This window comes from Acinetobacter sp. ANC_7634 (assembly GCF_056779875.1).
In genome coordinates, this window is the sequence record NZ_JBWYIT010000002.1 from 195,787 (window position 1) to 218,979 (window position 23,193).

Below are 23,193 nucleotides of genomic sequence, written 5' to 3' on the forward strand. Positions count from 1 at the left end.
CACGCGATAACCTAAATTTTATGATGAATGCCTTAGAACGCCGTTCCACATTTGCATTGAGCAGCATTTTTGCATTGCGAATGTTAGGTCTGTTTATGATTGTCCCGGTCTTTTCTGTTGCGGGACAGGCTTATGAATATGCAACACCTGCTTTGATTGGTTTGGCTGTAGGTGTGTATGGTTTGACTCAGGCAATACTACAAATTCCTTTTAGTTTGATTGCAGACCGTTATAGCCGAAAGCCGCTGATCGTATTGGGTTTATTGCTGTTTGCCTTGGGTGGTGCAATCGCCGCAATGTCAGACACAATCTACGGTGTGATTATAGGGCGTGCAATAGCTGGGGGTGGAGCTGTCTCTGCTGTCGTCATGGCGTTATTGGCAGATGTTACGCGTGAAGAAAATCGTATGAAGGCGATGGCAATGATGGGGATGAGTATTGGTCTCTCTTTCGTTATTGCATTTAGTTTAGGGCCATGGTTGACCAGCGTGGTGGGTATTTCAGGCTTATTCTGGGTGACCACACTCATGGGATTACTTGCCATTGCAATGCTATTTCTTGTTCCCAAAACAACACGTCATCATAAAAATTTTCAGCAAGGTTATCTCACTCAGCTAAAACAAGTTTTGAAAATGGGCGATTTAAATCGCTTACATGTTTCTGTGTTTGCTTTGCATTTATTGCTGACGGCGATGTTCATCTATGTGCCTTCTCAATTGATTGACTTTGCAGATATTCCTTTAGCTCAGCATGGTTTGATCTATCTTCCCTTATTGGTAATCAGTTTATTTTTTGCTTTTCCTAGTATCATTCTTGCTGAAAAATATCGAAAAATGCGAGGTATTTTTCTGACAGCGATTGCTGGGATCATCGCCGGTTTGATCGTGATGATTTTTGGATTTGAATCGAAATACATTTTGTTGCTTGGTTTAGGTCTTTTCTTTATTGCCTTTAATGTGATGGAAGCACTACTGCCATCTTGGTTATCGAAGGCAGCACCTATCCAATCCAAAGCGACAGCAATGGGTGTGAATGCCAGTGGTCAATTCTTAGGTGCTTTTTTTGGCGGTATACTGGGTGGGCAATTGCTGATGTTAAATAACACTGCTCTAGGCTGGGGGGTACTGACAGGAATTGCCATTCTTTGGCTGTTCATTAGTTTTGGATTAAAGCAGCCACGTTATTTATCATCACTGATTTTGAGTTTGCCCAAAGTCCAAGAAACAGATGAATGGACTTCTCAGTTACTGGCAATTCGTGGTATTGAAGAGGTCGTGGTGATGACTGATCAACAAGTGGTCTATGTCAAAGTTGATAAGCAGCAGTTAGATGACACTGCGCGACAACATTTAACGCACTTGTTGGGTAAAGAGGTAGCCATTTAATCATAACTCTTATAAAGTAAAACATAGAATCGAATAGGAAGATTAGAGCACATGCGCGGCGTGAATAAAGTTATTTTAGTTGGTACTTTAGGTAAAGATCCTGAGACAAAAACATTTCCCAATGGTGGTTCATTAACGCAGTTTTCAATTGCAACAAGTGAATCTTGGACAGATAAAAACTCAGGTGAACGCAAAGAACAAACAGAATGGCACCGTATCGTCTTACATAATCGTTTAGGTGAAATTGCACAGCAATATTTACGTAAAGGTTCAAAAGTTTATATTGAAGGCTCTTTACGTACCCGTCAGTGGACAGACCAAAATGGTCAAGAGCGTTATACGACAGAAATCCGTGGCGAACAAATGCAGATGTTAGATTCTAATAATCGTCAGCAAGGTGATAATCAAGGTGATGGTGGTTATCAGCAACCTCGTTTTAATAATAATCAAGGCGGTTATGGGAACCAAGCGCCTGCTCAAGGTGGTTATGGTAATCAGGCGCCTCAAGGCAACTATGGCAATGTTAATCAAGGTTTCCAATCACCTAAACCTCAGCAGCAGCCGGCAAAGCCTATGGCGACAGCACCGTCTGATTTAGATGATGATTTACCGTTCTAGATCATATATTTAAATAGTTAAAAACCCTTTGTATAACAAAGGGTTTTTTGTTTTTATGGTGATATAGTAAAACGTTTGTTCATAGTTGAATTAGGGATAGTTGAATGAAACACGGGATTATATTTTTAACTTGTGTGCTGTGTAGCAGCATGAGTTTAGCACAATCACCACAATGGACCATGTTTGATCGGGATGATGGGGGCTGGTCTTATATTGATAAAACGACTATTAAATCACTCGATCAAGCCTCGCATATTTTTGAAATTGACTATAAATATGTGTATGAACATGGCGTGCCCTCATTAAACATCAAACCCAAGGGCTACATACAAGCCGTTCATCAAATTGATTGTCAAAATAAAGCCAGAGCCTTTGTAAAAAGTCAGCGTTTTACACCTCAAGGTAAAGCCGTAGATGATAATAATTCATTCGATACGATTTATTTTGAACCCATGTCGATGCAACTTCCTAAAAATATTAAATTAATTGAGATGTTGTGCATCAAATAAATTTAATCATTTTAAAGAGCAGAGCATTGTGACGTTGTATTTAAATCAATGTGTCATCATTCAAAGCCTATGAGCATATCAAGGCTCTGAATGACAGTTATCCTAAAATTTTGATTTACCATTCATAGCGTAGACGGAACAGATGCATATCTGGGGTTTGGAACGTGTCATGTGTATATAAACGCTCATAATCAAAGCCCAAACCATGGTTAAATCTAGCTGCTATACCAACACCGAGATCTCGGCGTTTAAATTCGGAGCCACTGGTATATTCAAGTTGATTTCCCATGATATAGGGCTGAATGAATTTGATACCGTATTCTTCAATCTTGAAGTGCTGTCCCGCATAAAATTCAACGCCATAAGCCTCAGTATTCAGCAATGATTGAAGTTGAAAATCGCTCGATTCACTGTAAGCATCAAAATTTGGAACTAGATTTTTATACCAACCAGCGCCAAAGCTAAGCATCCATTTTCCATCAAAATAAAATAATGAACTTGCCCAAATTTCTTGCTTTAAATCATGTTTATCTTGTTGATTATTCAGACTAGCATCGTTGTACTTCCATGAGGTCGCCCAACTTAAATTTTTATTTAAATGCACATCAACTGCCAATTCGGCACCATTTTTACGTTGATATTGCACATCCGTATCTGCGACCGTCGTACTATCCTTGAACAAATAGCTGGCATATAAGTTTGCTTTATCCATTTTGAACTCATAACGTAAAGTTTTATGAGCTGCTTGCGTACCATCTGTATAAGCGACAGGGCTCCACGTTTGGGGCTGAGCCAAGGTTGAGTAATTCCATAGGTCAGTTTTGGCACCTACAATGTCGTAATAAATACTATAGATTTTTCCAAATTTAACGGTACCGTATTCTGAATCTCGCAGACCAATATACGCCTGTTCGGTGGTGATGTTTTCATCAGAGGAACGGTAATGACCGTCCCAATCCAGCATCTTGGGAAGATTGATATAGTTTTGATAGCCTGCAATTAAATGCAAACGTTCATTCCATGCATAATCAGCATTGGCATAAATACGGCTATTTGAGCTATAGCCATCTCTGCGATATTTCTGATTTTCGTTAGATTGATCGTAATGATCGAAATTTAAGGCTTGTAGACGAATACTACCAGACGTGGTGAGTTTTAAACGATCGGATTCACTCACAATTTGCTGTTCATCTATGAGTGTTATCTCGGCAAATGTAAGATTTGACAAAATAAAGGTGCAGGAAAGGAATAGCTTGTAAAAGCATGGTTTTGACATAGTAACATCCGTGTGACTAGATATGAATTAAGCTGGTGATTCAGCTGATTAAAGCTGAGCAGAAATTAGGTGGTCATTATCGATTTAAAATATCGTTCCAAAATGGAGTAGTGGTTAGTGTCTACAAAACTCAATAGATGCGTGAATTCAGGCTCTAGTTGCTGTCGAATTTGATAATATTTTTGGCTCTGCCATTTCAGTTCTGGTAACTCATCGAGTCCATACGCAATCGTACAGGGCTTAGCAAAGTGCGTAGAATGTTCAACTGGACTTAAGTTTTTAATGTCTAGCTCAGATAAATTTAGCGCCTTGTTTAAATGTGTTTCTTGAATCGGTTTTAGGTCATAGATCCCACTGAGTAATACTGCTGAACCAATCAGGGGGTGATCTAAATTTAAAGCAGCTAAATGGGCACCGGCAGAATGCCCAACCACAATGACATTGGAGCTGATCCAAGTTTGTTTGTGGATATAATCGAGCGCTTTGCGAATTTGTAGATTAATCAGATTTAAACTACTTAGAGGTGCTAAATCATATTCAACCAACACACATTGAGCATTTTGCTTTAAAACAAATTCAGCAACAAAGGCAAAATCCCTTTTTTCACACCATTGCCAATAACCACCATGTATAAAAATAACAGTAGTATTGGTGGCAACAGGCGTGGGGAAAAAATCCAGTGTAGATCTTCGCTGAAAGTCATACTGTAAATCGGCAATATGATGGTGTTGTTCATAAGTTGCTTGGCTCATTTTTTTAAAATCAGACAAGATCTGATTTTCATCCACCACAGTTTTCGAGTTGTCATAGAGCATGATTTACAGCTCCTTTACTAGGCTTGTTCATTTTCAGTTAATTGATGCTTTAAGGATGATTTCTTCATTTGATAGAAAATGATTAACATCACGATAAAAGGCACGCCAAACTGGAGAGTTGATTTAAATTCTTGCGTAAACCATGTGGTAAGCGTGATTGCAAGAATGGCAAACAAACCAATAAAGGAAATATAACGACTACCAGGAATGCTGTATTTGAGGTGGATATTATTTTTTGCTAAGTTCTTTCTAAAGAAATAGTGTGTGGCAAAGATCGCCCCCCAAGTAAATAAAGCTCCAAACATGGACAGTGCAATCATGATTGGAAATGCTGATTCGGGATTAATGCTATAAACAATACTCGCCACGGCAATACCTGTTGCCGAAAGTAGCAAGGCATTGATGGGCACCCCATTTTTACGAATTTTACCAAACAGCTTAGGTGCATCTCCTGAACGTGACAAACTGAATAACATACGCGTTGAGATATATAACATGCTGTTCATTGCGGACAGTGCTGCCACAATCACAATGAAGTTTAAAATATGATCAGCAAAAGGAATGCCGACAATTTGCATAACAGACACGAAAGGACTGGTTGCACCTGGTGCTATCAATTGAGTCCATGGAACGAGAGTGACAATTAAACTCAGCGATAGTAAATAAAATAGAAATAAGCGAATCGCAGTGCTTTTGAAAGCGTATTTAACTGCTTTTTCAGGATCATTGGCTTCACCTGCAGCAACCGCGATCATTTCGATACTGAGATAACTAAAAATAGAAATAATGACACCAATCCAAACACCTTTAAATCCATTTGGCATAAAGCCATCATGTGCAGTGAGATTGTGAGTTAGCGCTTGATGAGGATTTGGATCTTGCGTCAAAATACCTATTGCCAACAGAATAAACACAATGATGGCAAACACTTTGATCGTCGAAAACCAATATTCAACTAAGCCAAATGCTTTGACACTATAAGCATTTACTGCGAGAAGTACGGTTGAAAAAAACACGATCCAAATACCTGAACCGACATGAGGAAACCAAAGTTTCATATAGTCAGCCACGGCGGTAATTTCTGTGCCTACAGCCAACACGATACATGCCCAGTAGCTATAACGAACTAAGAAACCAGAAAGTGGATTTATATAATGTTCAGCGTAAGCACCAAACGAGCCTGAAGTGGGGTGTTGTACAGTCATTTCTGCCAAGCAAGCCATTAGTGCAAAAGCAATTAATCCGCCGATCGCATAGCTTAGAATGACAGCAGGTCCTGCAAAACTAATGGCAAATTTACTACCCATGAATAGACCGGTGCCAATGGCACCGCCTATTGCAATCATGCCCATTTGTTTAGCGGTTAATTTTTTATGTAATCCTGCTTCGCGTGTTTGAATTTTATCGAAGTTACTCATAAGCCCTCCTGGCCATGGTGATATAAAGTGAGTAACTGAATTAAGTTACTTGACCTCGCACCGAATATTTTTCATTTTTCCATTCTTCATTCAGCATCACTTGTTTAAGATGTTGAACAGCATGCCAAATGTCTTCATGGCTTAGGTACAAAGGTGTGACCCCAAATCTGAGCACGGCTGGCTCTCGGTAATCTCCAATCACACCACGTGCAACAAGCGCTTGGACAATGGCATAACCGTGTTCATGGCAATAACTCACATGACTACCACGCTGTAAATGATCGATTGGTGTAATTAACTCAAAACCAAATTCAGCACATTCCTGTTCAACCAATTGAATAAAGAGATCTGTTAAATTTAGAGATTTTTCTCGGATCTTTTGCATGTCAGTTTTTAAGAACACATCTAAACCACATTCGATCAAACTCATGGACAAAATACTTTGTGTGCCACATAAAAAACGACGAATGCCTTGAGCTGGCTCGTAGTGATCAGCCATATCAAAAGGACGTTGATGCCCCCACCATCCTGAAAGAGGTTGCCAAAATTTATTTTGGTGTTTTGCATTTACCCAGATGAGAGCAGGAGAACCTGGTCCACCATTAAGGTATTTATATGTGCAACTTACGGCAAAATCACTTTGGGTCTTGTTTAAATCGATTGGCACAGCACCTGCAGAGTGACATAAATCCCAGATGACCAAAGCGTTATATTGATGAATCGTTTGGTTGACCTGTTCCATGTCATAGAAATATCCTGAGCGGTAATTGATATGTGACAACACCACAACTGCCGTTTGATGGGCTTTCAGAGTGGTTTCTAATTCATCAGGATGTTCGATTAAAACCAGTTGGTAGCCTTTTTGAACAAGGTCAATATAACCTTCAATAATATAGAGGTCAGTCGGGAAGACGTCCTTTTCCGCAATAATCACTTTACGTTCAGGAGCGATTTCAGCTTGGATTTTGACAGCAGCAGAGAGTGCTTTAAATAAGTTGAGTGTGGTTGAATCAGAGATCACCGTTTCGCCTGGATTTGCCCCAATGAGCTGAGCCACCTTATCACCTAACCGAGTCGATAATCCCCACCAATCCGCTTTGTTCCAGCTATTGATGAGATCTTCCCCCCACTCTTGGCTCACCACTTCTTGAGCACGTGTTAAAGCAGATTTAGGGCGTGCACCAAGGGAATTTCCATCTAGATAGATAGTATTCTCAGGTAAAGCAAATTCATTTTTTAAATGTTTCAGTTCGTCTTCAGCATCCCATGCTTTGCATTGATCTAAGGTAATCATTTTTATCCTAACTCGGTCCGTGTTATTTCATTCGATTTTATCACGGTAATTTTTAGTATTTATCCGATAATTATGCTTGAAATTGCGTGAAAACTGGATAGTATTCGAATTAAATATAAAAAATCAGGATGATATTTAGGAATGAATTTAGACCTCATTGATCATAAAATTTTAAGACTATTACAACAAAATGCACGACTAAGTCATCAGGAATTGGCAGATTTAGTGAATCTTTCTGCTTCAGCATGCCATCGACGTGTCAAAATTTTAGAAAACAATGGAGTCATCGAAAAATACCAAGCAAAAATTAATTATGAAAAATTGGGTATTCAGGTTGAGGCGATTGTTGAAATTAAACTCAATCAGCTGACCGAATCAGATCATCAGCATTTTCTGAGCCAGATTCGTAATTTTGATGAAGTGATCAATGCTTTTATCATTACAGGGGATTCGAATTACGTTCTCTTTGTGGCCACCAAAGATTTAAATGGGTTTTCCCAGTTTATTATTAATAAGTTAAACAAAATTAAAGGTATAGCCAACATTAATTCTAAAATTATTCTTGAAAAAGTGATCGAGAAGACCTTTATGTGATCATTAATTTTTTTATGAAAAAAAGTGAATCCGTATTTTAAAGTCAACCTCGAATTGATTTTACAAGCGATGTTTTTTTATGAGTTAAAACACATAAAACTGCTATTATGGTTCATCTTTTTTTTTAAATAATTCTATGAACGAACATTACAAATATATATACACTAAATTTAGTTTTTTTGGTTCATTACCTACATATAAAGTGTTTCTGAATGAACAAAATAAGATCGTAAAATGGGTCTTTGCTGATAACTCTTTTATCTATGGGTATATATCTGATTGGGCATTGAATCATTCTGGTTTAGATGTGGGAAAGGCTACTTGGGCTGAAGAGTCGACATTATTACTAAATAATGAAAAATTTAAACTCAATTTGTATAGGTCTTTACATCAAAAATTTAAAACAGAATTATCTGAATAATTTATCTAGTAACGATAATGATTTTATAGTTTTTGATAAAAATAAATTATTTAGATTGCTATATATCTCAAATTAGCGTACAAATGCACTTGTTGATGCGGGATGGAGCAGTCTGGTAGCTCGTCGGGCTCATAACCCGAAGGTCGTTGGTTCAAATCCAGCTCCCGCTACCAATTAAAAACTAATTTAAAAGTTTACAACCTAATTGCGGTCGATCTGTAGTTAGGTTTTTTTATTAAAGAAAATTAAATCAATAAATCAATTAAATATGTGTTATATTGGTTTTCTAGAATTATAATTTTATTGTTTACTAATTTTATTTTGATCTGATATTAATTACATCTTTCATTCTATTAAAAGTCTATCTTCAAAATTATTTTCTAATTATTCATTACATAATATAGGAAATAAATGATGTCTAATTTAACAACTGGTACTGTTAAGTGGTTCAACGAAACTAAGGGTTTCGGATTTATCGCTGTAGATAATGGTCAAGATGTATTTGCTCATTTTAGTGAAATTCGAGCAAATGGTTTCAAGAATCTAGTCGAAGGACAGCGAGTTCAATTTGTTGTACAACAAGGTCAGCGTGGCTTACAAGCAAGTGATATTGTAGCTATTTCATGAATACCTCATTAATTGAGGTGAAAGATCAGTTTGAAGTTAAATATGCAGTGATAGGTACATTTAATACTTCGCAGCATGCTTCGAACTTATCTCAAATAAATATTAAATTTATCACTGTTGATAATGAAAATATAAGACCTAGTTTTGATTTAAATTTTCATAGTTTAAATACTGGTAAAATTTACCAGCTCATTTAAATATTAAAATTAAACCATAAAGTATTTTTTATGGTATAATCGTTGTTGATCGAATCCGTAAGCGAAACGGAAGTGTTTAGATAGAACTTAGAATTGCGTATTCTCAATTTATAGATTTTAATATCTATGATGTCTAAACAGTTAACGCAGAGCATGAACTCGCACCATGCCGATCTTAGAAGTCCACAATCTCATTGTGGGCTTTTTATAATTAAATACATGCTAATGTAAAATTGTAATTTGAATTATAGGCTTGAGCCTCTTCGATATCAGAATCCATACTCTCGATTTAAATATTTAATATTATTTTTAATTTTACATGAGCTCATGAATGAGTAAGTGAAAATGAATATCTCTAATGGCTGGACTACAGCAAAAGCAGTGAATGGTGAAACCATTCGAATTAACATTATCCCATTTCATAAAGTTCAAAATACGATGAGAGGGCAAATTCTTGTAGAAGTTTCTAAACAAGTTGAAGTCGAATCAGGTGAAGTATTTGAAATAAACTTAGATGGCCGATCTTTTTTCTTGGGATTTAATAATCTATATAAGATTATGATTTAAAAATATTTTTCATAAAAGTCTAATGCGAAAAATTAGACTTTTATGGAAATAGAATCATAATACTAGTAACAGAATTATATAGATCACGATTAAGATTTACCCCATACATACCAATGATGATTTTATAAAAAATATCCGAAAATTATGTGAATAAAAGTTGGATAACTCATTTTTTAACATTGTTATTTTTAAGTAAAACTATAATGAGAATATCTTTTTAACATACTAAGATAAATTGCTGTACAAATAGTGACCTGTGTAAGTTCAATTTATAAAGCACAACTTATTATCTTAACAACTATGTAATAAGGAAAATAACATGAGTAAGAAAAAGATCAGTAGCAATGCAAAAATTCAACAGTTTGAACAGGATAGCTATGTCGACCCTAAAGGTAAAACACTTACGACTTCACTAGGGGTTCCTGTAGTTGATAATCAGAATAGTCTTAAAGTAGGGGAGCGCGGTCCTACACTGTTAGAAGATTTTCTATTACGTGACAAACTGATTCACTTTGATCGTGAGCGTATACCAGAACGAGTTGTCCATGCTCGAGGATTTGGTGCTCATGGATATTTTGAACCGTATAAAGGCAATGAAAAATGGACTAAAGCCAAATTTCTGACTGATACCAGCAATCCTACCCCTATTTTTGCGCGGATATCTACAGTTCAAGGTGGACGTGGCTCAGCAGATGTTGTGCGTGATGTTCGAGGTTTTTCTATTAAGTTTTATACGCAAGAAGGAAATTATGATTTAGTAGGAAACAATATTCCTGTTTTCTTTATACAAGATGCTATTAAATTTCCTGATTTTGTCCATGCTGTCAAGCCAGAAGATCCGAATGAAGTCCCGACTGGACAATCAGCACATGATACCTTCTGGGATTTCATTTCTTTAAATACCGAAACAGCACATATGACAACTTGGGTGATGTCAGATCGTGCTATTCCTCGTAATTTGCGTTCTATCCAAGGTTTCGGTGTACATACATTCAGACTTATCAATGCGCAAGGCAAAGCTCATTTAGTCAAATTTCATTGGACTCCAAAGCAAGGGGTTGCTCAAGTCGTATGGGACGAAGCATTAAAACTGAATGGCAAAGATCCTGATTTCCATCGACGAGATCTATGGGATGCAATCGAAAATGGAAATTATCCTGAATGGGAGCTAGGAGCTCAAATTTTCACGGAAGAAGAAGCTTCTGAATGGGATTTTGATGTTTTAGATCCAACTAAGCTTGTACCAGAGGAATTAGTACCTGTAACTCCATTAGGCAAATTTATATTGAACCGTAATACAGATGATTTCTTTGCCGAAACGGAGCAAGTTGCTTTTAGCCCAGCAAATATTGTATCTGGTATAGATTTTAGTAATGATCCTTTACTTCAAGGAAGATTATTTAGCTATACAGACACCCATCTACATCGTTTAGGTACAGCTAACTTTAACCAAATTCCAATTAATAAACCTGTATGCCCTTTTCATACCAATAGACGTGGTGGATTTGCTAACCATGAAGTTTACAAGGGAAAAGCAAATTATGAACCAAATTCAGTGGATGATAATTGGCCACGAGAAATTGGGCAGCAAGAAGGGGGATTTAGTTCTTATCCTGAACATGTGGAAGCAAGTAAATTACGTATTCGACCTGAAAGCTTTGCAGATCATTTCTCACAAGCGACACTTCACTATATGAGTTTGAAGAAGCATGAACAACAGCATATTAAAGATGCTTATGCATTTGAACTCTCTAAAGTTCAAGATGAAGAAATTCGTCAACGCGTGGTTGATCGAATTCTAGTAAATATCGATAAAGATCTCGCGACATACGTTGCAAATGAGTTAGGTTTAAAACTGTCTGATAAGCCAGCGATTAAAAAACAAAGTAAAGTTAAAATTTCAGAAAAACTTAGCATTGAGGCTTTCCCTGCACCAGATATTAAACAACGTAAAATTGCAGTACTTGTGCATAATGGTGCAAATGCAACTTCTGTAGATGCCGTGAAAGCATGGGCTGAAAGTGAAAATGCGGTTGCAGAAGTTTTAGCTCCAAGTGCAGCTCCAGTTAAATCTAAAGATGGAAAAGAAATTGCAGTAGATGGTCGACAAAATGGTGAGCCGTCAGTCACATATGACGCAATTGTTGTTATTGATGGCGATAATCTAGAAGCATTTAAGGCTGATGGAGTTGCAAAACACTATGTTCTTGAAACGTTTAAACATCTTAAACCAATTTATTTGCTTGGAGATAAAGAAAATCTTCTCGAATACTTTGGTATCGAACAAGATGATGCTATTTTTAGTAGTAAAACCTTTAAAGATCATCAAGATAAATTTAAGAAAGCGATACAAAATCACAGACTCTGGTCTCGAGAGGATATAGTAGCAAGTATCCCAGCATAAAAATAAGAGAAGCCTAGATTCACTATCTAGGCTCTTTTTTTAGGTAGTCATGATAGGTTTATTGATCGAATTATTTTGATTGGTCTTAAGTAAATATACCGTGAATAATCTGAGCACAGTTCATCATAGAGCTTTTAGACTCGTCATTCGAGCGACGTTAGATCGCTACTTGATTTATTTCTATTGATGACCTTGATTAATTTGATACAAAGTTAATTTTGATTTGTCTAGAGAATTGCTATTCTTGAGCTAGCGCTTGAAAATTTGAAATGTGAAACCGCCATACATATTTGTAAAAGTAATTCTATGAAAGATAATAAAAATGGGAAACAAACTTTGAGTAATGAACGGTGTCCTTTTGAAACGTCACTCCGATACTACAAAAATCTAAGTTGGGGCATCATTTCTTTAGAGTGCAAAACTCACATATATCCATGGATCTTATTGAACTGATTCGTGGAAGAAAGTCATGATCGGTGTAATCGATGTGGCAACCAATCAAATTGAAACACTTGACGAAATGGTGAACACTTTGCGTAAAGTTTTGCAATTTGTCGATGCTGATAAGCTATATCCTTCAACCAACTGTGGAATGATACCACTGTCTCGTCACGTGGGACGTGACAAACTTGAAGCCTTAAGTATGGGTTCAGCGATCTTAAACTAAGAAGTTAGTGCTTTAGCTGAGTTTATTTTCTACATTCAAGATGGATCATCTGTGCAATCACCTATATCCTAGGTTCGCACGAGTTTAGCAATTTATATTTGAGAAGAGAAAAATGGTTGAAGCTTCAGACTACAGAAACGCAATGTCTTTATTAACCACTGCAGTCAATATTATTACAACAGCTGGTGAAACAGGACAGCATGGTTTCACGGCTTCTGCTGTATGTAGCGTTACTGATTCACCTGCTACGCTTTTGGTGTGTATGAATCAATCATCCCGATCTCATCAGTATTTTATTGAGAACAAAGTTTTATCTGTCAATGTGCTCAGTTCTCAACATGAGTCTCTTTCAAATGCTTTTGCATCGAGTCAATTGAGTGCAGAACAACGTTTTGGATTAGCCCAATGGGGTAAATTGAAAACAGGTTGCCCGGTTTTAAAGGACGCTTTAGTCAGTTTTGATTGTGAGATTGAGCAAATTCAACGAGTGGGCACACACAGTATTTTTATTTGCCGAGTTGTAGCCATTCAACAAAGCTCGCAAGAGGAAAGTCTTGTCTATTTTAATCGATCTTATCATCAGGTGAGTGCAGAAGAGGAAGTTTAATGAGCTAGAGCAGCAAGATTTTCAATCGTTTCTTATAATGATCTTGGGAAAGATGGTGAATGGTAAGCCTCGAACAGTGAGCTTTCATAGTGTGAGGTTAAACCCAATGGATATTACTCGAATCGTTTATGATCATACAGAGTGAATGATCTTTCTCTTTGGGATGAAAAAAGAAAAGTATTATTTTCAAAAATTTGAAACCAATTAAATAATTTTTAAAAAAAATAATCAGTGTTTTATATTTAATTTATTCTCTTAAAGAAATATATTAACTTTTAAATCTAGAAATTCGATTATTTTTATAAATACTTTCGGTTTTACCAATCCAATCATCTTTTGTATTCTCTATTTCAACGAAGCAACACTCTCACAAAGAAATAGAGGAAAACACATGAGTTTAATCAATACTGAAGTCAAACCATTCAATGCAACTGCTTATCAAAATGGTGAGTTCATTGAAGTTTCTGAGCAAGATTTTAAAGGTAAATGGTCTGTTGTCTTTTTCTATCCTGCAGATTTTACATTTGTGTGTCCAACAGAATTAGGCGATCTTGCTGATAACTATGCTGAATTCCAAAAGTTAGGTGTAGAAATTTATGGTGTATCTACAGATACTCATTTCACACATAAAGCTTGGCATGATACTTCAGATGTGATTGGTAAAATTCAGTATCCACTTATTGGTGACCCAACGTGGACATTGTCTAAAAGCTTTGATGTATTGATTGAATCTGAAGGTTTGGCAGATCGTGGTACATTTGTAATTGATCCTGAAGGAAAAATTCAAATTGTAGAGATTAATGCAGGTGGTATTGGTCGTGATGCTCAAGAACTTCTTCGCAAAGTGAAAGCGGCTCAATATGTTCATGCCCACCCAGGCGAAGTATGTCCTGCGAAATGGAAAGAAGGTGATGCTACACTTGCACCATCAATCGATCTTGTTGGTAAGATCTAAATTAAGTTGAAAAGTAAAGAACCAGCACGATGTGCTGGTTTTTTATTAAGAGGCATAACCTTCTTGATTTTGTGCTGCTTGTCGTAAACCATCAACCAAGTGGTCGATGAGTTTTTCCATCACGAGTCGTTGTCCTTTACGTGATGCATAAACGAGTTGCACAGTCCCTATATTTGAGCACCAGTCAGGCAAGATGTGTATAAGCCGTCCTGCTGCCAAATCCTTTTGCACTGTAAGATAAGGTAGATCTGCAATACCTAATCCATCCATCACTGAATAATACACACCAGCCAAATCATTACTTTTAATACGTGGTTGTAATGGAATTTCAATGAGATCATGCCCTTCAATTCGGTGCAAATTCCATTGATAGTGTGTTTTTTGAGTTCCTAAAACAATTGTTGGAAAATCATTGATTTCAGTTGGATATTCTAAAACGCGACCCTGTAAAAGCTCAGGGGTTGCCACTAAACAATGAGTGGTTTTGATGACATCACGAACCACGATGGTGGAGTCTTCATTGGCAGAAAAATTAGTTCTGATCGCCAAGTCAATATCATCGTGCAATACATCTACGCGTCGGCTGGTTAATTCCATCTCGACTTGAACTTTTGGATAGCGCTTTAAAAAATCATTGAGTAAAGAGCGAATTTGATAACGCATCATTACGGGTGGGCAACTAATTTTAACTAGACCCTGAGGTTCACTTTTCTGTTTAAGTAAAACATTATGAGCGCAATCAACTTGGTTGATTACTTTTTCACATTCTTGAAAAAATTCTTGACCTAAAGGCGTTACTTTGAAATGGCGAGTAGAACGTTGAATGAGTGTGACATTAAATTTTGCTTCGAGTTCTAAAATACGTCGACTAAGCTTTGATTTAGTTATATTTGACGCGTCACTAGCAGCACTGAAACCGCCGTATTTAACGACCAAATAAAAATAGTAATAGTCATCAAATGAATGCAATTTTCACCTCGACGCCTGATCCGATAAAGTTTAAGCATAGGTTAAACTAAGCCGTTCAAGAAATCATCTTGGGTTTTGAATATGGTAAAAAAAAGCGACCCACAGGTCGCTTTTATTAAATATTATTTTTTAGTGGTGTTCTTTACATAGCTAACCATTAAGTTTTTATAGTCAGGAATATGCTCACCGAATAAAGCACCTAAACCTTCGATATCATTACGCCAGTCACGATGTAACTCACCTGCAGCACCAAACCATGTCATAAGTTGAGCACCTGCTTGAGACATGCGGTTCCATGCAGCATCGCGCGTAATTTGGTTGAATGTACCAGATGCATCAGTAATCACGAATACATCAAAGTCTTCAGCAAGAGCTGAAAGTGTAGGGAATGCAACACATACTTCAGTCACAACACCAGCGATGATCAGTTGTTTTTTACCTGTCGCTTTAACAGCATTTACAAAATCTTCGTTATCCCAAGCATTGATTTGACCTGGACGCGCGATATATGGAGCATCAGGGAACATTTCAACTAATTCTGGAACGAGTGGACCATTAGGACCATCTTCAAAACTTGTTGTTAAAATTGTCGGCAAGTTAAAGTATTTTGCTGCTGCTGCGAGTGCTAAAACATTGTTTTTAAACTTATCAGGATCGATATCACGTACAAGAGAAAGAAGACCTGTTTGGTGATCGACTAAAAGCACTACTGCATTATCTTTATCTAAACGAACGTAAGGTTTGCCCATTATTATTAGCCTCTATGATGTTAGTAAGTGTGAATACGTATCAATGAACTCGTATTCAGTCACCAGTTATATTAGACTGAAAATGAGATAAATTTGTGACCATTTTTAGGATAATTAGTCTTATTAATAGGAATATTGTAATCATAAATTTCAAATTTCAGTGAATAGTCACATATATGAATTAATTTAGATTATTATAATCATAAAAATAGGAATCTGTATGTCAGTAAAGCTCTTTTTATTTTCTGTGCAAAGTCTAAAATGAGCGCATGTTCATCCTATCGAATATAGGAGTAAAAGATGAAAAGAGTAATTGGGGTTTATCGTAACCAACATACACATTGGGTTGGTGATGGTCTGCCAGTGCGTAACTTATTTTCTTATGATCGGTTAGGTCAAGCACTTAGTCCTTTTTTGTTATTAGATTATGGTGCACCACATCACTTTGAGCCAACGACACGTCAGTTAGGTGTTGGTTCACATCCTCATCGCGGATTTGAAACAGTGACTATCGCCTACCAAGGTGGTTTGGCACATAAGGATTCCAGTGGTGGTGGTGGTGTTATCGAGGCAGGAGATGTGCAATGGATGACTGCTGGGGCTGGATTGGTTCACGAAGAGTTTCATTCTCCTGAATTTGCTCAAAAAGGTGGAATTCTTGAAATGGCACAGCTTTGGGTCAATCTACCAGCCAAAGATAAAATGACTCAACCACGTTATCAAGCGATCACATCTCATGATATTCCAACAATTACCATGGATGATGATGCTGGTCACATCCGTGTAATTGCGGGTGAGTTTGGTGGTCATTATGGTCCTGCTGAAACATTTACTCCAATAAATGTGTGGGATGGTCAGCTTAAAGCTGAGTATGAAACATTCATACATGTTCCTGTAGATCACAATGTATTGGTTGTAGTGTTGAATGGTGAACTCGTAATTAATGGGACTCAAAAAGTTCTAGACAGTTCAATTGTGATGTTTGCTCGTGATGGTGAGGCAGCAATTCAATTGCAAGCATATAAAGATACACAATTTTTAGTGCTTACAGGTGAGCCACTAAATGAGCCAATTCAAGGGCATGGACCATTCGTCATGAACACCAAAGAAGAAATCATTCAAGCTTTTCATGATTTCAATAATGGTAAATTTGGTGAAATTGCACGTTAATTGGAACGACAAAAGCGGAAATATCATTTCCGCTTTTTTTGTGATCATCATTTTAAAAAAATAAAGGACCTCTATCCCACACAACAGAGGTCCTTATACGCTGTAATTTATATTTATTTTCTAGATCACATTCTATTTGTGCTTCTTATTAATGTGATGTAGTTCTCATTTTTAAAACAATGATAATGCATTTTTTTTAAGCTGTAAACTAAAAAATTAAATTATTGGTGAAAATATCTATTTTGTTTTTAAACATATTTTTTGATTTCTTAAAAAATACAAGTGTATTAAATATTTAGCGTATGACGAATAGTGTAGCAAGAATTTTACGTAAATTTATTTGATTAAAAATTAATCAAAAACAAATAAAATCTGGAAGTTTTTAATAGCAAGTTTCAAAGTGTTCTATCGCATAATTAAAAAAATTTTTAATGCTTGGATCATAATTTTGAAAATTGCAGTGATTGGAAGTGGTATGGCAGGGTTGGCAACTGCGAGAATTCTCAAGGATGCTGGTCACCAGATCACAGTTTTCGAGGCGCTTCCAGGGCGTGGTATGGATAGTTATAGTCTTGAGTATGAAGGTGGGATTATTGATTCGCCATTACGTGTCATGAATCCAATGCTCTGGAAAAATACATTGAGTCTTGCCACACATTTGGGTCTCAATACTTTTCCAGTACGTACATATATGTCATGTAGCTGGTTATTTGAAGATAAAATCGAAACTTGGCTGACAACATCACGTTCACGCATAGGCAACTTTCCAATCATTAACAATCGAAAAGGATTAAAGCAATATGGCATCCGTTTAGTGAAAGGGATGTTACAACTTAGATCTGCATTGAAGCAGTTTTTTAAATCTAAAAATCAAGATATCACTTTAGATGAGTTCGTTAAATATAACCAAATAGAAGAAGTATTTTGGAATGGGGCAGTCATGCCTGTCCTATTTACCATTTGTACATGTGATGCCAAAACAATTGGTGAATGGCCAGCGAAACCATTGTTGATTTTCTTACGCCAACTGACGGATGGAGATGCACTTCTTCGAATTCAAGGTGGGACGCCAGCTTTCGTTGATAAATTGCTGGAAGATATCGATTTAAGAAGTGGGCAGCCTATTACTCGTGTACAAGAGCAGGGTGATTTAGTCTATGTGGAAAATGAAGCAGGTGAATCTAACTTATTTGATCGCGTGATTGTCGCGACACCAACAACAAAAGTTCATGAGTTTTTAGATGCTGAACAGTTTGCGGATGATATTGCACTTCTCAAACAATTTAAGTTTGTTGATGGTGAATTGGTCATTCATACTGATTCAGTGGTAATGCCTGTGAAGCGTAAAGATTGGTGCGTATTGAGTTATATGATGGATCGTAAATTTACTAAACAGCATTTCACTGTTTGGCTGAATTCGATTGAGCCAACATTAGTGGGTAAATCTCCTGTTTTTCAAACTTGGAATCCAGTAATTGAGATTGATCCTAAAAAAGTAATACATAAAGTGAAACTCACTAGAGCTGTTGTAGACCGTCATACTCTACCACTAACGCATGAGTTGAGTGCTCGTCACCAACAACAAGGTCGTAAAGTATTTTATTGTGGCTCTTGGTCATGTGATGGATTACCAATTTTGGAGTCAGCGGTGACTTCAGCAATGGATATAGCAAAATTACTTGATGCGCCGTTACCATTTTTAGGTTTAAAGCCTAAGGTACAGGTTGCACCAGAGTTAGGATATTAAGGGATTGAATGAAGAAGCTCCAAGCATGGATGAAAGCACCTCAACATAAATACGCGATCAATGCAGTTTTATTGGGGGATCACCGTAATTGTGCTTGGAGTAATTTAGGTCTATGGCAAACTGACCAGCTGAATTATCCACAAGCCTGCGAGTTACTCGCAATAACCCTTGCTCAATCTATCGATTTAAATTCAAAAGATAAATTAATTGATTTAGGTTGTGGGCAAGGTGCTAGCCTAATTTTATGGAAAGAAAAATTTCAAATCGAATACTTGGAAGGAATTGAATTACAAGAATATTATGTAAATCATACGCGTAAGTTTTTACCTCATGTCAATCGGATCTCGCAGGGAACATTTTTAAATTTAGAATCTAGATCATTTGAATTTAAATTTGATGCGGCAATTTGCATCGATGCTGCTTATCACAGTAATTTGAATTTATTTCTTCGTTCTGTAGATGGTATTTTGAATTCAAAAGGACGCTTAGCATTTCATTATCTTGCTTTGAATTCAAAGTTCTATACTTTGAGTCCTCTAGCGCAATTGAAAGTTAAATTATTATTAAAAGCAGCTGACGTTCAACTGAACCATTTGCACTCATTCGATGAAACGAAATCAATCTTAGTGCAAACGGGTTTTAGAGATATACAGATTCAAGATTTGAGTCACGAGGTATTTGCAGGATTTGCAACGTATATTCAGAGTGATATTTTTAAAAATAACATCCAAGCTTATTCGTATCACGTTTTAGATTTGGCAAAAATTAAGATGACAGCAAAGTTGTGTGCGAAACTTTATCAAGAGGGAATCGTACGATATGTACAAGTGAGAGCAAGTAAAAAATAAATCATCAAAAACAACAAAGCCTCACTAAAAAGCGAGGCTAAGTATAAAATGGTGCCGGCACACGGATTCGAACTGTGGACCTACTGATTACAAGTCAGTTGCTCTACCAACTGAGCTATGCCGGCAACGTGGAGAGAATAATAGCGTTTTTTCACTAAAACGCAAGTCAAAAATTAATCGATTAATTAAAATTGAGCAGGATGAATTGTTTTTGCTTTATTTTTGATCGTCTTTTCTCCTCATTTTATAGTGATGCCCGTCATAGCGTGTACAGGCATCTTGAGAAAATTTTATAGGATCAGCTATTTGGTTTTTAGAATACGATCAAGGTCTTGTGCACACTCTTCAAGAGTATAAGCCATATCAAATTGCATTTGAGGTTTTAACTCTTGTGCTAATTTTCTCCATTGCTCAATTAATCTTAGCGCTTTTTGAATTTTGTGTTTATTCACATCTTTAGCGATAGTGGGTGTGTAGCCACCACGTTTTGCATTTTTAATTTGTTTTACATAGTTGGCGCTGTTATTCATATTATCTCCGGAATAGCAGGTTCTATATTTAAATAGGTGTGCAAAAATCATCTATTTGAATAACGTTGTTAGGTTGTTCAGCTCCTTAAGTATTGTTTTTATTAACTTAACATGATGTTGATGACAGTAAAATGAAGCGAGATACGTGCCAAAAGCGAAGTTTTAGGCGAAAAAAAAACCGAATCTCATGATTCGGTTTTTTAAATTCTGGCGGTGAAAGAGGGATTCGAACCCTCGATACGCTATTAACGTATACACACTTTCCAGGCGTGCTCCTTCAGCCACTCGGACACTTCACCAAGGCGTGCGATGATAACTAAAAAAAAAGCAGATGCCAAGTTGAAACAATTGATTTAAAGAAAAAGTTTTTAGCCAGTGATATGATTGCCGAAAAATTCTGTCGAATGCATGAAGACTAAAATATGCAAAGCACTGCAAAAAAAGCCGCACTTCCTGCGGTAACATTGGCAGCATTAGGGGTGGTGTTTGGTGACATTGGAACCAGTCCTCTGTATGCATTGCGTCAATGCTTCCTTACGGCTCATATTGCAATTACTGAGGCAACCGTTCTGGGTATTTTGTCGCTCATTTTCTGGTGCATGATGCTCACCATCAGCTTTAAATATGTCTCAGTCATTATGAAGGCAGATAACAATGGTGAAGGCGGTATTATGTCGCTTCTTGCCTTAAATCTACGTTCAACTCGTATTGCAGATCAGCGCAAAATTTATCTCATTGCCTTGGGCTTTATCGGTGCATCACTGTTTTTTGGTGATGGCATTATTACCCCAGCAATTTCTATTTTATCCGCGATTGAAGGTTTAAGTATTGCGACTCCGATGTTTAATCAATGGTTATTACCATTGGCCATCGGTATTTTAACAGCACTGTTTTTAATTCAGCGCCACGGCACGGCGACCATGGGTAAGTTCTTTGGACCAATCACATTATTGTGGTTTGCATCAATTGGACTATTAGGCTTATGGAGTGTTATGCAAACACCGTTCGTGTTGGCAATGATCAGTCCGCATTGGGCGTTTGGCTTTATCATCAACCAACCTTTTGTTGCATTCCTCACGATGGGTGCCGTCATTTTAACGATGACGGGGGGTGAAGCACTATATGCAGATATGGGGCATTTTGGTCGTATGCCTATTAAGCTTGCTTGGTTTGTGATTGTATTGCCAAGTCTAGTTTTTAACTATGCGGGTCAAGGTGCTTTACTTTTACGAGATCCAAATGCAATTGAGAACCCATTTTACCTGTTGGTCCCTGATTGGGCTTTATTTCCAATGATTGGTCTTGCAACCGCTGCTGCCGTGATTGCGTCTCAAGCGGTGATTACGGGCGTATTCTCAATGGTCAATCAAGCGATTCAATTGCGCTATTTACCGCGTTTAACCGTGCAACATACATCTGATGTTGAACAAGGACAAATCTATGTCCCGTTCATCAACTGGGTATTATTTATTTCAGTCATTATTCTCATTTTATTATTTGAAAATAGCGCGAATCTTGCCAGTGCCTACGGTGTAGCAGTGACCATGACGATGCTGTGCGGTACGATTTTAATTTCGATTTTAGCTTATGGCGTTTGGCGCTGGCCTGTTTGGAAAGTAGCCCTTTTTGCTGTGCCTTTATTGATCATCGACCTCATTTTTGTTGCTTCGACTTCTTTAAAAATTGTTGGTGGTGGATGGGTGCCAATCTTGATTGGTGCAATTGTATTTACCGTTTTAATGACGTGGAAAGATGGCCGTCAAATCGTACTTAATAAGCTTGAGTCTGATGCGTTACCTATTGATCTCTTTATTCAAAGTGTCAAGATGAGTGATGAAACGCTGATCGTTCCTGGGGATGCAATTTTCCTCACAGGAACACCTAATATCGTTCCACATGCGATGTTGCACAATATTAAGCATAATAAGGTTCTACACGAACGTAATATGATGATTACGGTCATTACTAAAGATGTACCTTATGTACCTGATATTGAGAGAATTCGTGTAGAAAAGATGGATAATCGATTCTTTAGGATTTTTGTATATTATGGGTTTAAAGACCAACCCAACATTCCAGTCGCGCTGAAAGCGGCATATGAGCAGTTAAATTTTGAATTTGATATGATGCAAATTAGTTTCTTTATTTCACGTGATCGTCTGATTCATACCGTGGGAGAAGGAATGGCGCCATGGCGTGAAAAATTATTTATATCAATGCAGCGGAATACCAGTCCTGTGAGTGATTTCTATTTAATTCCACCAAATCGCGTGGTCGAAATGGGAAGCCAGATCGAAATCTGAGTAAGCGTTTGCTAAAATTTTGGATATAAAAAACCGCCTCAAAGGCGGTTTTTTATTAAGCCTAATACCTTACTCAGCCGCTGGTGCTTCTACAGGCGCTTCTTCAGTTGCATTTACTTCAGGTTGAGCTGGAACTGCAGTTTGTGCTTGAGGAGCAGTTTCTTCTGCTTCAGCAGGTGGTAAGTTTCCAATAGGCGCTTTCGCATCAGCAGGCGCTTGTGTTGTAGCACCTTCAGAAATAACTTTCATCTGACCATTAGCTAATACTTCTTGTAAAGTACCAGGCTGACCATTCACTGTTGTTACGACTTTAGCTTTAGAAAGGCTTTCCAAAGTTTCGCCAGCTTGAACTGGTGGCTCAGCAAATGCACTTGCACTTGCCAAAGATAAACCCATTACTAATGCTGTCAAAGAAGTATGTGCTAATTTCATAGTGTCCTCACTTTCAATTCTTTTAATTTACTAAATAACTTTTATACCATCTCACAAGTAATTGATGTAATTCAATCAAATACACGTAAAA

At 37.2% G+C, this 23,193-nt stretch carries 21 protein-coding genes, 3 tRNA genes and 1 pseudogene; 15 read left to right on the plus strand and 10 right to left on the minus strand.

The genetic code is table 11. The features are described from left to right. Positions 1-20: 20 nt before the first annotated feature. The 3 genes from AC1M9A_RS04705 to AC1M9A_RS04715 all read left to right on the plus strand — a co-directional run bounded on the left by AC1M9A_RS04705 (position 21) and on the right by AC1M9A_RS04715 (position 2,512). The gene (locus AC1M9A_RS04705) at positions 21-1,385 is read left to right on the plus strand and encodes an MFS transporter (RefSeq protein WP_481608651.1); all 1,365 of its coding nucleotides are present in this window, start codon (positions 21-23) and stop codon (positions 1,383-1,385) included. A 51-nt stretch (positions 1,386-1,436) separates the two neighbouring features. Continuing rightward, positions 1,437-2,003, plus strand: a complete 567-nt coding sequence (ssb, locus tag AC1M9A_RS04710; RefSeq protein WP_481608650.1) for a single-stranded DNA-binding protein — start codon at positions 1,437-1,439, stop codon at positions 2,001-2,003. A 104-nt stretch (positions 2,004-2,107) separates the two neighbouring features. Further along, positions 2,108-2,512 carry a hypothetical protein gene (locus AC1M9A_RS04715; protein WP_481608649.1) on the plus strand — a complete coding sequence of 135 codons (405 nt, stop codon included), beginning with the start codon at positions 2,108-2,110 and terminating at the stop codon, positions 2,510-2,512. A gap of 115 nt (positions 2,513-2,627) precedes the next feature. Here the strand turns inward: AC1M9A_RS04715 and AC1M9A_RS04720 are convergent, their stop codons facing one another. From AC1M9A_RS04720 to kynU, 4 genes are all read right to left on the minus strand, one after another. Next, entirely contained in the window at positions 2,628-3,689 is a 1,062-nt protein-coding gene (locus AC1M9A_RS04720) for a porin (RefSeq protein WP_481609750.1), read from the minus strand. 164 nt (positions 3,690-3,853) lie between these two features. Then, on the minus strand, positions 3,854-4,606 hold the full coding sequence (locus tag AC1M9A_RS04725; RefSeq protein ID WP_481609774.1) for an alpha/beta hydrolase: 753 nt from the start codon (positions 4,604-4,606) through the stop codon (positions 3,854-3,856). 14 nt (positions 4,607-4,620) lie between these two features. Beyond that, a complete protein-coding gene (locus tag AC1M9A_RS04730) occupies positions 4,621-6,021 on the minus strand; it encodes an amino acid permease (protein WP_180028467.1) in 1,401 nt (466 codons plus the stop codon). Between the two features lie 40 nt (positions 6,022-6,061). After that, complete coding sequence (kynU, locus tag AC1M9A_RS04735) at positions 6,062-7,315, minus strand: kynureninase (protein ID WP_481591876.1); 1,254 nt, start codon at positions 7,313-7,315, stop codon at positions 6,062-6,064. A gap of 141 nt (positions 7,316-7,456) precedes the next feature. On the opposite strand from kynU, the gene gigD reads away from it, so the two are divergent. From gigD to ahpC, 8 genes and pseudogenes are all read left to right on the plus strand, one after another. Further along, positions 7,457-7,909, plus strand: coding sequence for an Lrp/AsnC family transcriptional regulator GigD (gene gigD, locus AC1M9A_RS04740; RefSeq protein ID WP_092766480.1), 453 nt, complete (start codon positions 7,457-7,459; stop codon positions 7,907-7,909). A gap of 517 nt (positions 7,910-8,426) precedes the next feature. Continuing rightward, positions 8,427-8,503 (plus strand) — tRNA-Met (locus tag AC1M9A_RS04745). Positions 8,504-8,744: 241 nt separating this feature from the next. Next, positions 8,745-8,957 (plus strand): cold-shock protein, encoded by a 213-nt coding sequence (locus tag AC1M9A_RS04750; protein WP_035267602.1) that lies wholly within the window; start codon positions 8,745-8,747, stop codon positions 8,955-8,957. A 542-nt stretch (positions 8,958-9,499) separates the two neighbouring features. Further along, positions 9,500-9,721, plus strand: coding sequence for a hypothetical protein (locus tag AC1M9A_RS04755; protein ID WP_035267598.1), 222 nt, complete (start codon positions 9,500-9,502; stop codon positions 9,719-9,721). A gap of 319 nt (positions 9,722-10,040) precedes the next feature. Further along, positions 10,041-12,125 carry a catalase gene (locus tag AC1M9A_RS04760; protein ID WP_481609751.1) on the plus strand — a complete coding sequence of 695 codons (2,085 nt, stop codon included), beginning with the start codon at positions 10,041-10,043 and terminating at the stop codon, positions 12,123-12,125. A 234-nt stretch (positions 12,126-12,359) separates the two neighbouring features. Then, positions 12,360-12,792: pseudogene (locus AC1M9A_RS04765) on the plus strand (uroporphyrinogen decarboxylase/cobalamine-independent methonine synthase family protein); the annotation flags it as partial. Positions 12,793-12,904: 112 nt separating this feature from the next. Next, the gene (locus AC1M9A_RS04770) at positions 12,905-13,399 is read left to right on the plus strand and encodes a flavin reductase family protein (RefSeq protein WP_035267597.1); all 495 of its coding nucleotides are present in this window, start codon (positions 12,905-12,907) and stop codon (positions 13,397-13,399) included. A gap of 391 nt (positions 13,400-13,790) precedes the next feature. Next, on the plus strand, positions 13,791-14,354 hold the full coding sequence (gene ahpC / locus AC1M9A_RS04775) for an alkyl hydroperoxide reductase subunit C (RefSeq protein ID WP_481609752.1): 564 nt from the start codon (positions 13,791-13,793) through the stop codon (positions 14,352-14,354). 45 nt (positions 14,355-14,399) lie between these two features. Here the strand turns inward: ahpC and AC1M9A_RS04780 are convergent, their stop codons facing one another. Beyond that, complete coding sequence (locus tag AC1M9A_RS04780; protein WP_481609753.1) at positions 14,400-15,323, minus strand: LysR substrate-binding domain-containing protein; 924 nt, start codon at positions 15,321-15,323, stop codon at positions 14,400-14,402. Between the two features lie 122 nt (positions 15,324-15,445). Beyond that, positions 15,446-16,072 carry an isochorismate family cysteine hydrolase YcaC gene (ycaC, locus tag AC1M9A_RS04785; protein WP_035267592.1) on the minus strand — a complete coding sequence of 209 codons (627 nt, stop codon included), beginning with the start codon at positions 16,070-16,072 and terminating at the stop codon, positions 15,446-15,448. 300 nt (positions 16,073-16,372) lie between these two features. On the opposite strand from ycaC, the gene AC1M9A_RS04790 reads away from it, so the two are divergent. The 3 genes from AC1M9A_RS04790 to AC1M9A_RS04800 all read left to right on the plus strand — a co-directional run bounded on the left by AC1M9A_RS04790 (position 16,373) and on the right by AC1M9A_RS04800 (position 19,837). After that, the gene (locus AC1M9A_RS04790) at positions 16,373-17,242 is read left to right on the plus strand and encodes a pirin family protein (RefSeq protein ID WP_035267590.1); all 870 of its coding nucleotides are present in this window, start codon (positions 16,373-16,375) and stop codon (positions 17,240-17,242) included. A 448-nt stretch (positions 17,243-17,690) separates the two neighbouring features. Beyond that, a complete protein-coding gene (locus tag AC1M9A_RS04795; RefSeq protein WP_481609754.1) occupies positions 17,691-18,989 on the plus strand; it encodes an FAD-dependent oxidoreductase in 1,299 nt (432 codons plus the stop codon). 8 nt (positions 18,990-18,997) lie between these two features. Then, the gene (locus tag AC1M9A_RS04800; protein ID WP_481609755.1) at positions 18,998-19,837 is read left to right on the plus strand and encodes a class I SAM-dependent methyltransferase; all 840 of its coding nucleotides are present in this window, start codon (positions 18,998-19,000) and stop codon (positions 19,835-19,837) included. A gap of 49 nt (positions 19,838-19,886) precedes the next feature. Here AC1M9A_RS04800 and AC1M9A_RS04805 read toward each other — a convergent pair. The 3 genes from AC1M9A_RS04805 to AC1M9A_RS04815 all read right to left on the minus strand — a co-directional run bounded on the left by AC1M9A_RS04805 (position 19,887) and on the right by AC1M9A_RS04815 (position 20,666). Next, positions 19,887-19,962 (minus strand) — tRNA-Thr (locus AC1M9A_RS04805). 177 nt (positions 19,963-20,139) lie between these two features. Beyond that, positions 20,140-20,367 (minus strand): hypothetical protein, encoded by a 228-nt coding sequence (locus AC1M9A_RS04810; protein WP_481609756.1) that lies wholly within the window; start codon positions 20,365-20,367, stop codon positions 20,140-20,142. Positions 20,368-20,575: 208 nt separating this feature from the next. Then, a tRNA-Ser gene (locus AC1M9A_RS04815) sits at positions 20,576-20,666 on the minus strand. Between the two features lie 123 nt (positions 20,667-20,789). Here AC1M9A_RS04815 and AC1M9A_RS04820 point away from each other — a divergent pair. Further along, on the plus strand, positions 20,790-22,670 hold the full coding sequence (locus tag AC1M9A_RS04820; protein WP_035267583.1) for a potassium transporter Kup: 1,881 nt from the start codon (positions 20,790-20,792) through the stop codon (positions 22,668-22,670). A gap of 69 nt (positions 22,671-22,739) precedes the next feature. Here AC1M9A_RS04820 and AC1M9A_RS04825 read toward each other — a convergent pair whose 3' ends face one another. Next, a complete protein-coding gene (locus AC1M9A_RS04825) occupies positions 22,740-23,102 on the minus strand; it encodes a hypothetical protein (protein ID WP_228133254.1) in 363 nt (120 codons plus the stop codon). Positions 23,103-23,193 lie beyond the last annotated feature (91 nt).

Bases quoted from the DNA above. Each gene is read 5' to 3' on its own strand.
- AC1M9A_RS04705 (WP_481608651.1), top strand. From the start codon at position 21: ATGATGAATGCCTTAGAACGCCGTTCCACATTTGCATTGAGCAGCATT.
- ssb (WP_481608650.1), top strand. From the start codon at position 1,437: ATGCGCGGCGTGAATAAAGTTATTTTAGTTGGTACTTTAGGTAAAGAT.
- AC1M9A_RS04715 (WP_481608649.1), top strand. From the start codon at position 2,108: ATGAAACACGGGATTATATTTTTAACTTGTGTGCTGTGTAGCAGCATG.
- AC1M9A_RS04730 (WP_180028467.1), bottom strand. From the start codon at position 6,021: ATGAGTAACTTCGATAAAATTCAAACACGCGAAGCAGGATTACATAAA.
- kynU (WP_481591876.1), bottom strand. From the start codon at position 7,315: ATGATTACCTTAGATCAATGCAAAGCATGGGATGCTGAAGACGAACTG.
- gigD (WP_092766480.1), top strand. From the start codon at position 7,457: ATGAATTTAGACCTCATTGATCATAAAATTTTAAGACTATTACAACAA.
- AC1M9A_RS04750 (WP_035267602.1), top strand. From the start codon at position 8,745: ATGTCTAATTTAACAACTGGTACTGTTAAGTGGTTCAACGAAACTAAG.
- AC1M9A_RS04755 (WP_035267598.1), top strand. From the start codon at position 9,500: ATGAATATCTCTAATGGCTGGACTACAGCAAAAGCAGTGAATGGTGAA.
- AC1M9A_RS04760 (WP_481609751.1), top strand. From the start codon at position 10,041: ATGAGTAAGAAAAAGATCAGTAGCAATGCAAAAATTCAACAGTTTGAA.
- AC1M9A_RS04770 (WP_035267597.1), top strand. From the start codon at position 12,905: ATGGTTGAAGCTTCAGACTACAGAAACGCAATGTCTTTATTAACCACT.
- ahpC (WP_481609752.1), top strand. From the start codon at position 13,791: ATGAGTTTAATCAATACTGAAGTCAAACCATTCAATGCAACTGCTTAT.
- ycaC (WP_035267592.1), bottom strand. From the start codon at position 16,072: ATGGGCAAACCTTACGTTCGTTTAGATAAAGATAATGCAGTAGTGCTT.
- AC1M9A_RS04790 (WP_035267590.1), top strand. From the start codon at position 16,373: ATGAAAAGAGTAATTGGGGTTTATCGTAACCAACATACACATTGGGTT.
- AC1M9A_RS04800 (WP_481609755.1), top strand. From the start codon at position 18,998: ATGAAGAAGCTCCAAGCATGGATGAAAGCACCTCAACATAAATACGCG.
- AC1M9A_RS04810 (WP_481609756.1), bottom strand. From the start codon at position 20,367: ATGAATAACAGCGCCAACTATGTAAAACAAATTAAAAATGCAAAACGT.
- AC1M9A_RS04820 (WP_035267583.1), top strand. From the start codon at position 20,790: ATGCAAAGCACTGCAAAAAAAGCCGCACTTCCTGCGGTAACATTGGCA.
- AC1M9A_RS04825 (WP_228133254.1), bottom strand. From the start codon at position 23,102: ATGAAATTAGCACATACTTCTTTGACAGCATTAGTAATGGGTTTATCT.